Below are 14,419 nucleotides of genomic sequence, written 5' to 3'. Positions count from 1 at the left end.
TAGCTAGCTAAACCGCTTACAAACAAAAGCCCACCTAAATTATTTTAGGTGGGCTTTTTAGTGTCTAGCTAGCTTCGTGAGAGATTAGCTAACAAGCTAGTAGTTAATCTCAACTTCACAGGCGAGAGAATTTGCAATAAAGCAGTTTGCGTGGGCTTTTTGATGAATTTTATCAATCACTTCAGGGCTGACTTCAACACCATCGGCGAATACCACTTCTGGAAACAAACTCATTTTAGTGACAGCAATCTTGCCGCTGGCGTTTTTACCCAGTTCAGCTTTGGCGTTATCGACATAGCTGGCAACTGGTAAGCGCTTTAAGTGGGCAATGGCTAAGAAGGTTAGCATGTGGCAAGAAGATAACGCCGCTAATAAGTTCTCTTCTGGATTAATCTTGTCTTCGCTGCCCTTGTACTCAGGGGCTGATGAGGCCTGAATAACCTGACCACTGCCAAACTCAATTTGATGGTCGCGATTGAACTCACCTTCGTCTGCTGGCGATGTTTGCCAGTTAACAGTTAAATTAAATGCCATTACTTGCTCCAAGGTGCCAATACTGGCAGGGAGTGGAAAAATGAATCCAGAGTTTACAAGAAAATTTAGCCAGTATGTAAGCCTGTTTGGTCACAGAACTTATGAAAATATGACATCAGATATACCCGAAAGTGGCATAACTTCTTCACACCTTTGGTTAGCCAGTAAAAAAACGCCAATCTAACCTACCCAAAAGTATTATTGGCTAATCGATTGACTTCATTGGATTTTAACCGATTTAACTCATATATCACCCACCTATGATTGTTACAAAGTTGTAATGAATACGTATGCATTAGCTTGTTAGAAAATCCTGACGATGCCTAGTATATCGAGATAAAAAACTGCCCATACACTCTTTTAGGATGAGTTGTATGACTGAGTATTGGGTGACTAAAAAACCAATATGGTTCAAGGGGAAGCCGATGCTCAAGTTCAAGCCCAGTCTTTTGACTGTGGCTATGGCTGCTGGTATGAAAATGATGTTCATACCCAGTACTGCTCTAGCTGCAGAACAAACCACCAATAATGCTGAAACCGAAATAGAAGTTTCAGCCACCGCTGCGCAAAATGCAGCTTCAACGACTACAAGTAACACCAACTCAAGCGATGCTGCCGCAGAAGAAGCGGGCGATATTGAGCGCATCAGTGTTCGTGGTTATAGCCGCAGCTTGATTGATTCGATTAATGCAAAACGCTTTGGTGATACCGTTTCTGAACAGTTATCTGCCGATGATTTAGGCTCGCTGCCTGATGTGTCTATGGCCGATGCACTGACGCGTCTGCCGGGGATCAGTGCGGTGCGTACTGGTGGTCAGGCTGCCGAAATCAATATTCGCGGTATGTCTGGTGGTTTTGTTTTTTCAACCTTGAATGGTCGTGAGCAGGTATCAACCAGTGGCTCACGTAGTATTGAGTTTGACCAATATCCATCTGAGCTAATTACTTCAGCAGCGGTGTATAAGTCACCAAAAGCATCGCTAATTGAAGGCGGTGTTGCGGGTACGGTTGAGCTAGCAACAGTTAGCCCGCTGAGTAAAACTGACACTCATAACTTTGTTGCCAATGTTCGCGGCATGTACAACGACCGTGCGAGCGAGGTTTATGGCGCAGAGGAATATGGTCACAGGGTCAGTTTTTCTTATCAAGGTAAGTACCTTGAAGACACCTTAGGCGTGGCAGTGGGTTATGCACGTCTAGATCAGCCTAGCGTAGCTACTCAGTTTATTGGTTTGGCTTACAACGATGTCAAAGACGTTGACGGTATCGTAGGTGACATGGACGGCACTGAAGATTGTCCTGAGTGTGAATACATCAGTGAAGGTTTCGAGCTGCAGCATTTAGGCGGCGTTGAGAGGCGTAACGGTTACATGGGCGCGATTGAATGGGCGCCAGTAGATAATTTCACCTTAAAAGCCGATGCCTTTATCTCACGTTTTGACAGTGAAGCCTTTGCACGTGGCTTTAGGGTTAAGCTGGGCGGGCAGGGTGCATCAGTTGCCAACCCTGTGCTTGATGGTAATTCAGTGATTGGTGGCACGTTCAACCGTACTTCTAAAAGCTTTACCCGCGTTGAGTTAGTGAATGACGATAATCAGGACTTCGATGAAGTCGACAACTATGGCATCAATGCCGACTGGCAAGTCACAGACAATCTAAACGTCAATGTCGACGTGTCGTTATCTTCGGCTAAAAGCGATTTTCGCAACGGTTTGTTATGGTCTAACGTTGCGGTGGATGCAACCGCAGACACACCACTGTTTGATGAAAACGTGTCAATTAGCTATTTGCTGAATGGGTTAGATTTACCTGATGTTGGTTTTAATCAAGCTGATGCCTTTACCGATATCGACCGGGTGATGGTGAGTAAATACGGTATCTACCCATTTGAAAATGAAGATGAACTTAAAGCTTACCGCGTTGATTTTGAATACACCTTAGACAACGAATACATCTCAAGTATTGAGTTTGGTGCCCGCTACTCTGATCGCACTTATTCAAACGATCGCTCAGTATTTGAATATGGTAATGACGGCGCGTTTTCAAAATCAGAGCCGCCATTACAGCTCACTTCAGACATGGCAACTGTTGTGAATTGGGAGGGTGATTTCAGCTACTTCCCATCTTACCTTGCTATCGATTTAAACAGCGCCTTAAATGCCTGGTTCCCGAGCGGCATACCACAACCTGTACAAACCTGGGGTAATGCTGGTGGTGTGATAGACCCTAAAGGCTACACCACTAACTACTCTTGGTCTGTGCTGCAAAGTGGTGATGTGTTTGAAAAGGTCACTTCGGGTTATGTGATGGCTAACATCAACATGGAGTTAGGTGATATTCCTGTCACCGGTAACTTCGGTGTGCGCGTGGTGCATACCGACCAGTCCGCAACCATGCTGCAAAATGTTGAAGGTGATCCTGAGTTAGGTGCGCAAAACATAACCGATGAAATCGGCATTATTAACCAAAACTACGCGCCAACGGTGCAAGGCTTAACCTATACCGATTACCTACCATCAATTAACTTAAATTTTGGCATTACCGATAACTCGCAAATTCGTTTTGCGGCAGCGAAGGTCATGTCGCGCCCACCAATTAACCGCCTAGCAGGTGACATTAGCGCCACGGTTAATGACGATGGTGAGATTAACGGCTCAAGTACAAATAACCCATTCTTAATTCCGTTTTATGCGACTCAGTATGACTTATCGTATGAGCGTTATTTTGAAGAGGGCGCGTTTGTTGCAGCACTTTTCTATAAGGATATTGACTCATTTATCGATACTTTCGCCATTGAGGGCTATGACTTCAAAGGTAACGGCTTCAACGTACCTGACTACATCATTGACGAAGACAGCGGTGAGCAAATCAAAACCACTAATGGCACCTACACAACGGCGGTAAACAATGCTGATGGTGGTTACATTCGTGGCCTAGAGCTAGCGTATACGCAAATCTTCACTTTCTTACCTGATGCATTCTCAGGCTTAGGCTTTAGCGGTAGCTACTCATATACCCAATCAGAAGTTGAATCTATCACTAGCCTTGGTGGCGATAGCGTTAAGCAATCGCTTGATGGCTTATCTGATCACGTTGCTAATGCGACCTTGTTCTATGAGTACGAAGGCTTTGAAACTCGCATTAGTGCACGTTACCGCTCTGACTTTGTTTCTGAGCAGGTGGCAATCAACGAGCAAGTGGTCAACTTCGATGCCGAAACCGTTGTGGATTATCAAGCGTCATATCAAGTCACTGAAGGCTTAGGTGTGTTGTTCCAGGTGAATAACTTAACCGACGAGCCAACAAAGAGTTACTTCGGCACAGAGTCTAAAACCGGCACCATTCAATACTTTGGCCGCGAATTTTATCTGGGGGTGAACTATGTCATGTAAAAACCCACAAAAAATAACAATAACGAGGGAGAAAGCTACCATGAGTCGCTTTTATCAACCGCTAAAATTACCGCTATTGGCAGCTAGCGCGCTAATGCTCTCTGCTTGTGGCAGCGACAGTTCAGAGCCAGGTGAAGTGCTACTGACCTGTGATGTGCCAAATGTGCCAAATGCTGCAGGAACAGAGTGTGTGCCACCGCCGCCGCTCAGCTGCCCAGCGCCGCAATTCCCAGATGCTAAAAATGAATCATGTATTGTCGGTTATAACCCTGAGTTACCAGAGCCAGTCGCTCTTGCTGGCCCGAATCAGGCGGTGCTGTATTACAACCGCATTAAAGATAAGGATAACTCTGATAGCAACCCAAACTATCCAGGCTACAAGCTCCATACCTGGAATAACGATGCGTGTGACGCTTACGCGCCGCCGTTTGATTCTACCGACTGGGCCAATGGTCACTCTTATGATGGTATCGACCCTAACTATGGTGCCTACTGGATTTTGGACTTAAAAGAAGGCCACAGTGAATGTGCCAATTTTATTGTTCACATCGGTACTGAAGGTTCGGGCAAGGCATTGGGTGATGCCGACCTTAAGATGAACCTAAAACCTTATGATGACCAATCTGCGCCAGAGGCACTATTTGATCGCGCTAACTTTACTATCCATGGGCAAGGGGATGTATACGACTTCCCATTGTTAGAAGTGGGCTTTGCAATCGAAGGTGCTAGCGCCCATTGGTTAGACCAAAATACCTTTATTTGGAACGCTGCCCCTGATGGCATCGCTAAGTTCTTAGTGCATCACTCAAGCACGGCTGAAGCTGTGTTAAATGATGATGGCACGGCTATTGGCGGAGAGCAGTTCGAGGTAATGGCTACAGAGCTTACCGATGCCCAAAAAGCCTTAGTCCCGCACTTGGCTGATTGGCCAGCTTATCAAGCGCAGCTTGATATGGACGCAGCCAAAGCCATTGCCAAGCAACAACTGGTCATGGCTGCCTATGATGCCGACGGCAAAGCCGCTGCAGCATCCAATGTGCAAGTGGCGAAAGTGCTCGATGATCTTTACACCAAGGGTGATATGGATGCTAACGAAGCAAGCCTAGGTGTGATTTACTCGGGCGATAACATCAGCGCTAAAGTATGGGCGCCAACCGCGCACAGCGTAAACTTAAAAGTATATGACGCGGCTAAAAATGAGCTGGCAACCCATGCTATGAGCGAAGACAGCGCTACGGGTATATGGTCATACATGGGCGGCAGTGAGTTAGACCGTCAATACTACCGTTATGAAGTGACAGTTTATCATCCTGTCAGCGCTAAGATTGAAGTGCTAGAAACCACTGACCCATACTCGCTTAATGTATCAACCAATGGTCGTTATAGTCAGTTTGTGAACCTTGCTGATGCAGACTTAAAGCCTGAAGGTTGGGACAGTCACGATGTGCCAACTATCACCAATGTTGAAGATGCGGTGATTTATGAAGGTCATGTGCGTGACTTCAGTGCGCGTGATGAGTCAACCTCAGCCGCCAACCGCGGTAAGTACTTAGCCTTTACTGAGGAAGGCAGTGCGCCAGTTGAGCATTTACGTAAGCTTGCACAAAGTGGTGTGACTCACTTCCATCTGTTGCCAGTGAATGATATCGCCAGTGTTAACGAAGACGCTGCAGAGCGCGTTGATATAAGCGATACCTTAAGCAAGCTGTGTGACAAGATTGATGACAACGCTGATGCTTGTAAAACTGAAGATAAAAACGCCACTATCGAAGAAGTTTTAGCTGGCTTTATTGCAGGCTCTGATGACGCGCAAAACCTAGTTAATGCCATGCGCGGCTATGACAGCTTTAACTGGGGTTACGATCCGCATCACTTTATTGCACCAGAGGGCAGCTATGCCAGCAGCGCTGAAGGTACCGCGCGTATTGTTGAGCTGCGCGCGATGAACCAAGCGCTGCATGAGCTTGGTTTACGAGTGGTGCTAGATGTTGTCTACAACCACACCAATGCATCAGGTCTGTGGGATAACTCAGTATTCGATAAAGTTGTGCCCGGCTATTATCACAGATACAACGAAATCAGCGGCAAAATTGAATCATCAACCTGTTGTGATAATACTGCAACAGAGCATGTGATGATGGATAAGTTTGTTGCTGACTCTATGGTGATCCTTGCTGAGCAATATGGTTTTGACAGCTTCCGCTTTGACATCATGGGACACATGCCAAAAAGTAGCATCTTGGCTGCACGTGACGCTGTACAAGCTGTTGATGCTGACAACTACTTCTACGGTGAAGGTTGGAACTTTGGCGAAGTAGTGGATAACCGCCTATTTGAGCAAGCGGTACAAGCCAATATGGCAGGTACAGAAGTGGGTACCTTTAACGACCGCATCCGTGAAGCTGTCCGTGGTGGTGCACTGTTTGCCATGGAGCAAAAAGACGATTACCTGCGCGATCATGACACCTTGCGTTTGTCTATGGCAGGTAACATCGACACCTATGTGCTCAAAGACTTCAACGGTAATACTGCAACAGGTAGTAGCTTCAGCTGGAATACTCAGCCAACGGCTTATGCCAAAGACCCTGCCGATAGTATTAACTATGTGTCGAAGCACGATAACGAAAGCTTGTGGGATATTCTGCAGTACTCAAACGACATTACCTTGTCGATTGAAGATCGCGTGCGCGTACAAAACATTGCAGCAACAATTCCGCTAATGAGTCAGGGCATTCCATTCTTGCAAATGGGCGGCGACATGATGCGTTCTAAATCACTTGACCGTAACACCTATGACTCAGGCGATTGGTTCAACTATGTCGACTTCACTATGGAGACCAATAACTGGAATGTGGGTTTACCACTGGCTCAAGATAACAACGCTAAAATGGAGCAGATTATCGAGTTGTCGGGTAACCCTAACTCTGCGGCGTCGATGAGCGAAATTGAGTTTGCCTCTGGCGTATTCAATGAGTTTCTATCTATCCGCCGCGACAGCCCGCTTCTGCGCCTGACCACCGCGCAAGATATTATCGACCGCGTGGGCTTCCACAACATTGGCAAAAACCAAACTCAAGGCGTAATTGTCATGAGTGTTGATGACGGCGAAGGGCTGGTTGATATCGACCCTGCCGTTGATGCTATGGTCGTGATGGTAAATGGCTCGCACGAGTCGCAGTCAATCACTGTTTCAACCGCAGCAGACTTTAGTCTACACAGCGCACTGGCAAGCTCGGTTGATAGCCGCATGGCTGATGCAAGCTTTAACCAGGGAGAAGGTGAAGGCACATTCACAGTACCGGCACTCACGACAGCTGTGTTTGTAAAACTTCAGGGCGAGGCTCAAGGCAGCGGCTTAAGTGCAGATGCCACAGCAGGAGCGCCTGATGTTGTACCTTACGGCAGCACAACCGTGTTTGTCAGAGGTGGCATGAATGGTTGGGGTGAAGTTGATGCCTTTGAATATGTCGGTAGCGGAGAATACCGCGTAGCGATAGCTCTCAATGCCGAGTCTTATGAGTTCAAGATTGCTTCAGCAGACTGGAACACCGTCGACTTTGGTGGCGTAAGTGCAGCTGAGGCTGGTGTGGACGAAGACGTAGCTGAAGCATTAGCAGCAAAAGGTGCAAACCTAAGCTTTACGCCGAGCATGGCTGGTACCTATGTGTTCTCACTTGATGCATCAGATAAAGATAACCCAGTGTTAACCGTTTACAACGAGGAGCCATTTGTAGGCACGGCAGTGTACCTGCGCGGTGGCATGAACGGCTGGTCGACTGATAATGAGTTAGTCTACATGGGCGGCAGTATTTATCAGGCTGAGGTGATGGTTGGTGTTGCGACCCACGAGTTTAAAGTGGCATCGTCTGACTGGAGCACGGTTGATTATGGTAGCGGCGAAGCTGATGGTGTAGTTAGCTTAGGCGAGGTAAAACAGTTAGCAGTAAAAGGTGGCAACTTAAGCTTCGAGTTCGACAGCGAAGAAATGTACACCTTTACCTTTGACATGAGTAATCGCGACGAGCCTACGCTAACCATTAATAAGACAGACATGTTCGCAGGTAACACGGTTTATATCCGCGGCGGCATGAACGGTTGGGGTGAGGTTGATGCGTTAAGTTATCAAGGCTCATCGGTTTATAGTGTCGACATAGCCCTAGAAGCTGGCGCGACTGAGTTTAAGATTGCGACCGGTGACTGGGATACAGTGGACTTTGGCGCGATTGGTGGCGATGAAAATGTGGTAGTTGGTGAAGCTAAAACCATGGCAAGAAAAGGCGCAAATATTAAGTTTGATGTGCCAAATGCTGCAACATACCGCTTCACTATCACAGGGCCATCTGCTGATAGTCCGAGCCTTATGGTGACTGAGTTGAACTAGCTGTTTAATAGGTTAGAAGCTGTTGCTGAAGCGTTTTACTAAGCGCTCCTAGCTAGCGTTAACAAAATAAGTCGCAAACTACCAAGCCCAACGCTAAGTTGGGCTTTGTTTTGCTCCCCAAAAAATGCGCTTTAAGGGTTACGACTATAGTTGTAGCGACTAAGTTTTAAACAAAAAGGCTCAGTAAATTTGTTTTATATCAACTAGCTTGTCATTTTTTGAGCAAACAAACCAAAAGTTGCAACCTTTGCCTGAAGAATAGGGCTATACTCAAGCTTAACAGCACTTTGACAACGCTTACGTTGCAAGGTGCTTACACTGCGCCAACAAGGCGCATCGCTGACAATGTAAAGCTCGTAAATCTTGTTTTATCTCAGCGAACATTTCGTACATGATGAAGTTAAGCAATGTGATCCAGCTATCAAAGTTGTAGCCCGTTTGTATTAGCCTCTTGTTTTAGCAAACCATGCCCTTATGTCTATTAAAGCGAGCATGTAAATGTATGAAATTGAAATAATAGGCAAGCTGAATTAAGGATACTTTATGAAAATAAATCTTTCAGGACACCACGTCGACGTAACAGATTCTGTAAAACAACATGTAGACGAAAAATTTGCCAAGATTGCTAGCCATTTCCCCACTCTTATTTCACTAGATGTCACCATCACTAAAGAACATGGTGAGTTTGAAGTTGAAGTTCGTACCAACTATGAAGGTGCGAGCGTTGCGGCTAAAGGTACAGATCCTGTTATGTGGCCAGCTATTGCGGCAGCAAACAAAAAACTAGACGCGGCACTAAAACATCGTAAAGGCCAACTTAAAGCAGACAAGCATGCAAAGCCTGATGTAACAGCCCCTGAAATTGCGTACGAAAAAGTACAAGAAATGAACCTGAACTAAAGCTTCAGGAATCGAATACAAAAAATGCAGCCAATTGGCTGCATTTTTATTATCTAGCTTCTAATTAAGCTTTTGGCTTAGCCGTATTAGACTAGTCGTTAATCTCAGCGTTGTGGTAAACGTTTTGTACGTCGTCGCAATCTTCAAGTGCAGCGATAAACTTATCGAAAATCTCTACGTCTTCACCGCTGATCTCAGCCATGGTTTGTGGCACGAAAGATAGATTCTCAACTTTAAAGTCGATGTTTGGCATTTCTTCAGTTAGCGCGTTACGTACCTTGCTAAACTCAGGTACTGGCGCAAATACGCTGATCATACCGTCTTCAAGCTCAACGTCTGTTACGTCAACATCAGCCATCATTAGCATTTCTAAGATTGCTTCATCGTCGTCACCTTCAAACACGAATACAGCCTGGTGATCGAACATGTGGGCAACTGTACCTGGGCCGCCTAACTTAGCGCCGTTTTTCACAAACGCTTGACGAACTTCAGTGAAGGTACGCTTACCGTTGTCGGTTAAGCAGTCAACAATGACCATACAGTTACCTGGGCCGAAACCTTCGTAACGTGCGGTGTCGTAATCTTCACCACCGCCGCCGCGAGCCTTTTCAATCGCGCGCTCAATAACGTGTGCAGGCACCTGGTCTTTCTTTGCGCGAGCAATCAAGCTACGTAATGCTAGGTTACCGTCAGGGTCAACACCACCTTGCTTAGCGCAAACGTAAATCTCTTTACCATAGCGCGAATATAAACGGGTTTTTTGACCGGCTGTTTTAGCCATTGATTCTTTACGGTTTTGATATGCTCTGCCCATCTTAATCTCGTTTTGTATCTATAATGGATTTTTTAAATTTTCCCGATTCTAGCAGGATTCCCCACGACTGTTTAGCGGATGACTGAATTTATTCATAAAAAAGCGACTGATATCCAACCAGATTTAGCAATTTTTGTTATAGACTTGTGGTGTCTCACACCATGTAGAGTTTCATGTACGTTTGGCTCTGCAATGCCTTCAGTCAATATAGTAACTGATAAGTGAGGCTAGCTAATAAGGGGTAACTCTATTAGTATGGCAACCGATAAAGCTTAATTGCTGCTAGGTTATTGACCGGTGATGACATTAAGCATGTGACAAATTTAAGTGAGTCCAATTTATGAGTTCAGAACAAGTAGTACAACAAGTGCTTTCGTCAACCAATGACACTGGTAAAGCCACTGTGACCGTGCTGTATTATGAAGCGCCAGTGGGCTTAGAAATGCACAATGCTGTGCTGTACGACCTTGATATCAGCCAAAGTGGCAGGGTGATTATTCCTGATGATTTTAGGGTCAATAAATCCATTATTGCGGTACTAGATGGTGAGTGTCGCATTCTGAACTCATTGGGCGAGCGTGTATATTCGCAAAAGGTTGTAGCAGAGTAACTTATCACTCACGCTGCAGGCCATTGCGAAAGGCTGTTAACCAAAAAATGACACCCAATGGTGTCATTTTTTTGTGTCTGATGAATGCGCTTTAGTTAAGCGATTATTTATCTTTGTTGGGGCTAGTTACTAGAGCGACAGCGCCTAGCTGAGTTAATACAAGGCTGGGGTTTACCAAGGTAAAAACCTTGGGCAAAGTCGATTTGATACTCAATCACTTTATCAAGTACCTGTTGTGAGTCGACAAACTCAGCAACAGTTAAAATCCCCATCTTCTTAGCAAAACTCACCACAGTCTCTACCAGCTGCTGCGCCTTAGCATCGGTATCTAAATTACGAATAAGCGAGCCATCAATTTTTACTATGTCGATATCTAGGCCCAGTAAGTGCACAAAGTTCGAATAGCCTGCGCCAAAGTCGTCAATGGCGATGGTGCAGCCCATAGGTTTCACCAGCTTAATAAAGTCACGCACTAGATCATAGTTAGTGATTTGCTCACTCTCTAACAGCTCAAATGTCAGGCGCTTACAGGTTTCTGGGTTAGCTCTTAGTAGTGCCTGTAGCTGTTTTAAGCGAATAGGGTCGGCAATATCATCTAGCGTGACATTAACCGAAAAATCGTAAGGTTGATTAGCAAATAATGCGAATGACTTCTCGAGCATGCTTTGCATCAAATGTGGGTACAAGCGTGAACGCAGCGCGGTCTGCATAAACATAGCTGGCGTTAGAATATGCCCGTCTTCAAGGCGAATACGCATTAAACACTCAAATTTAGGTACGCCGCCTGTAAGCGGCTTAATCATTTGCACAAACGGTACGACCAAGTCATTTTGCACCGCCTGTGCTACTAAACGGCTTTGATGCATGTTGTCTTCAAAAGCTTTAGGGTCTAGCAGGTCTTCAGTGAATAACCTAAATCTTTGGTGGCGGTCGCGGGCAAAACGCCTTGCTAGGTCTGCCTGTTGATGTAAGCGCGAATAATTGTTATCGACACACAGCGCAGCGCCAGCGATCATATTGATGTACAGCTCATTATCATCAATTTCAATAGCATGCTCGCTCACTTCATCCATAATGCGCTCAGCTAAGGTCATCAGTTGCTGCTCGTCCATTGGGTTAGCAATGGTAATGGCAAATTCATCTGCACTGGTTTTGTAAACCTGGTGCTCATTAGCGTGATGCTCTTTAGCATAATCGACCAAACGGCTGGCCACCTCTTGCAAGATAGCATCACCGGTAGCCAGGCTATAAAAGTCATTGATTTGCCCAAACTGATTGATGTTTAGCACCATCAACGCATGCGGAGTTTGCTCGGCCATATCGCTGTAGAGCTTTTTACGGTTAGGTAAGCCGGTTAGGTTATTAAAGTAAGCCTCAAAATAGAGGTTAGATTTTTGCTGTTCAATGCGGTTAAAACTGCCGCTGAGAGATTGGCGCATAAGCTCAAAGTTTTCGGCCAGCTGCTGGATCTCATCTTGACTGTTAATCTTTAATTGCTCGTTCAAATCGCCTTTAACAATCTTCTGCGTCCAGCTTGTTAGCAGTAGTACATCCTCTGTGACTATCTTACCCACGCGGATCAGCAGCCAACTAGCTAGCGCGAGTACGCCAGAGAGCAATAAAAGCTGGAATAGCAGCATTTTAAGTAGCTCAGCGCCGAACAGTTTCACCTGAATTGATGCGCCGTAAAAACCTTGCAGCTGACCTCTAATAACAATCGGCTGGATCATTTGGCTAAAACCTAACGCCCATTCAGATTGAAAGGTGCGGCCGGTTTCTACGCTATTGATTAATCGTGAGCGTTTGCCAGTGATTAGCTGCCCCGACAAAGCTTGCGCTTTAGCTATAGGAATAATCTCGGCCCACACACCCTGGGTAAAATAGTCTTTGGTACTATCGAACCCTAATCGTGCTGCTCGGTCTTGCTGTATGCCACGGTTTTGATCTCTATGGTGCAGCGTAAGCAGTTCACCATTGGCATCAAATACCGCAAAATCTGAAATAGTGATTTGAAATAGGCTATTTTGTTTGCTGTCAATTCGCGTGGTTGCGCGGGTAAAAAAGTCATCTATCTCATACTTTAATTTGGCGCGTTGCTCTGGCAGGCGGTTAAAGTCAATGTCTTCAGAGGCGAGCATCAGGTGCATATTGTGCACAGCATCAGTTAAGCTCAGCTTGATCAGTTGGCGGCTTTGATGCAGCTGATAGCCAAAGAACACCACTTGCGCACAAATAAGAATTAACAAGTTCGCCCACATCAACTTGCGATGGAACGGCATGTTTAAATGCAGTAGCCAATACAGAATTGGCTCTAAACAAAAGAACAGTAAAATCGCGCCGAGCAGAGATAGCGTAAATAGCTTGGTAGTAATGCGAATTTTAGGCCAGTCAGGCACATTTAATACTGAGTTAATACCGCCCCAAGGGTTCTCGGCAGTGTCTGGGTTACTGGGGTCGGTTATCCAAACTGGGTCGGGGCTATCTTTTAGGTATATAGCCATCTTGTATTCAACCAGTCCAGGGTGCAACGCGAGCTGATATTGCCATCGATTTTCATCAACTTGTTGCATTTGATAAAACGGGTCATCGCTATACCAATCTGAAAAGTTACCTGAGATAAATATTTTATCTATGTTTGTTGGCTGACTGATGCCGTTGAGCTCAAGAGTTGAGTCAGGTAAGGGCAGGGATACGGTTAAGGTGTGTGGCTCGAGTGAATCTGAAGCGAGGTGATTAATCAGCCAGGTTTGAATTGGTAGCAAGCACAGCAGTAAAGCGAACATTAGTAGTCTGCTTTTCCACTTATGGGCGTAGTGCTTAAATAAACTCAAAAGCAACCTTTCCTTAGTTAACTTGTCCTGACTTTATCGGTGCTAGGTGTTTAAAAAAGATTAATGCTGTATCTCAGCCTATAATGCTAGCTTGGTTAGCGTACAGCATATTCATATCTTGCTCATGTTGGCATTTTATCGTGACGATAGTAAAGCATGAATAAGATATTTTTCAGTATTTCTTAGCAGAAACAACTGCTTGATGAATCTTGGTGATACATATTGTTACCAAGTTAAAAGGCACGCATAACTTGCGCTAGTCATGAATGAAAAACTACACATTATGTGAGTAGGCTCATATCTCCAATATAGCTGCTTTGCCTAGTTTTACGTATAATTCTAGTTATCTATTGCCTAATGCTTATGGTTGTTTGCATAAACATTAGGCTAAATTTTTTGTACCAAGTAAAAGAGAACATACCCATGAGCAATATCCCACCATGCCCAAAATGTGAGTCTGAATATGTATATGAAGACGGTTCACTACTAATCTGCCCTGAGTGTGCTCATGAGTGGAACCCAAATGAAGTGATTGAAGACCCAGATGCAATCATTTTAAAAGATGCAGTAGGCAACCTACTGGCTGAAGAGGACAAGGTAACCTTAATTAAAGACCTTAAAGTAAAAGGTTCTTCACTGGTACTAAAAGTAGGCACTAAAGCGGTTATAAAGCGCTTTGTAGACGCTGACCACGACATTGATTGTAAAGTAGATGGTCACGGCCAAATGATGCTGAAATCTAAGTTTGTGCGTAAGCAAAACTGATTTAGTTTAACGCGCTTAAAGTGTTTCAAGCATAGACTCACTAACAGTGCTTTAAGAATATGATTAAACCTCCTAGTGAGGTTTAGTTTAAGAAACACCCGCATAATTGAGATTATGCGGGTGTTTTTGTTTTGTTTGCTATTTACCCATAGTGACAATCGCAGTATCGTAAAGGAACTTAGCTAAGTTTTT

General features: G+C 45.1%; 9 protein-coding genes. 6 read left to right on the top strand and 3 right to left on the bottom strand.

Annotation, left to right across the window (positions count from 1 at the left end; all coding sequences use genetic code 11):
* Nucleotides 1–96: 96 nt before the first annotated feature.
* A complete protein-coding gene (locus EXU30_RS04260) occupies nt 97–534 on the bottom strand; it encodes an OsmC family protein (RefSeq protein WP_130597974.1) in 438 nt (145 codons plus the stop codon).
* Nucleotides 535–574: 40 nt separating this feature from the next.
* On the opposite strand from EXU30_RS04260, the gene EXU30_RS20230 reads away from it, so the two are divergent.
* The 4 genes from EXU30_RS20230 (at nt 575) to hpf (ending at nt 9,207) form a co-directional block, all read left to right on the top strand.
* Nucleotides 575–718 (top strand): hypothetical protein, encoded by a 144-nt coding sequence (locus tag EXU30_RS20230; protein ID WP_165398961.1) that lies wholly within the window; start codon nt 575–577, stop codon nt 716–718.
* 241 nt (nt 719–959) lie between these two features.
* Nucleotides 960–3,926, top strand: coding sequence for a TonB-dependent receptor (locus EXU30_RS04255; protein ID WP_130597973.1), 2,967 nt, complete (start codon nt 960–962; stop codon nt 3,924–3,926).
* 40 nt (nt 3,927–3,966) lie between these two features.
* Nucleotides 3,967–8,307, top strand: a complete 4,341-nt coding sequence (locus EXU30_RS04250; RefSeq protein ID WP_130597972.1) for an alpha-1,6-glucosidase domain-containing protein — start codon at nt 3,967–3,969, stop codon at nt 8,305–8,307.
* A 543-nt stretch (nt 8,308–8,850) separates the two neighbouring features.
* The gene (hpf, locus tag EXU30_RS04245; RefSeq protein WP_130597971.1) at nt 8,851–9,207 is read left to right on the top strand and encodes a ribosome hibernation-promoting factor, HPF/YfiA family; all 357 of its coding nucleotides are present in this window, start codon (nt 8,851–8,853) and stop codon (nt 9,205–9,207) included.
* Nucleotides 9,208–9,298: 91 nt separating this feature from the next.
* Here the strand turns inward: hpf and EXU30_RS04240 are convergent, their stop codons facing one another.
* Nucleotides 9,299–10,021, bottom strand: a complete 723-nt coding sequence (locus EXU30_RS04240; RefSeq protein ID WP_130597970.1) for a YebC/PmpR family DNA-binding transcriptional regulator — start codon at nt 10,019–10,021, stop codon at nt 9,299–9,301.
* Between the two features lie 340 nt (nt 10,022–10,361).
* On the opposite strand from EXU30_RS04240, the gene EXU30_RS04235 reads away from it, so the two are divergent.
* Nucleotides 10,362–10,631: a TIGR02922 family protein gene (locus tag EXU30_RS04235; protein WP_130597969.1), complete on the top strand. Its 270-nt coding sequence runs from the start codon at nt 10,362–10,364 to the stop codon at nt 10,629–10,631.
* A gap of 122 nt (nt 10,632–10,753) precedes the next feature.
* Here EXU30_RS04235 and EXU30_RS04230 read toward each other — a convergent pair whose 3' ends face one another.
* Nucleotides 10,754–13,414 carry an EAL domain-containing protein gene (locus EXU30_RS04230; protein WP_130597968.1) on the bottom strand — a complete coding sequence of 887 codons (2,661 nt, stop codon included), beginning with the start codon at nt 13,412–13,414 and terminating at the stop codon, nt 10,754–10,756.
* A gap of 471 nt (nt 13,415–13,885) precedes the next feature.
* On the opposite strand from EXU30_RS04230, the gene EXU30_RS04225 reads away from it, so the two are divergent.
* Complete coding sequence (locus EXU30_RS04225; RefSeq protein ID WP_130597967.1) at nt 13,886–14,227, top strand: zinc ribbon domain-containing protein YjdM; 342 nt, start codon at nt 13,886–13,888, stop codon at nt 14,225–14,227.
* Nucleotides 14,228–14,419: the final 192 nt, after the last annotated feature.

The sequence above is a fragment of the Shewanella maritima genome (assembly GCF_004295345.1).
GTDB classification, from domain to species: domain Bacteria; phylum Pseudomonadota; class Gammaproteobacteria; order Enterobacterales; family Shewanellaceae; genus Shewanella; species Shewanella maritima.
This window is presented reverse-complemented; position numbering and strand designations above follow the sequence as displayed.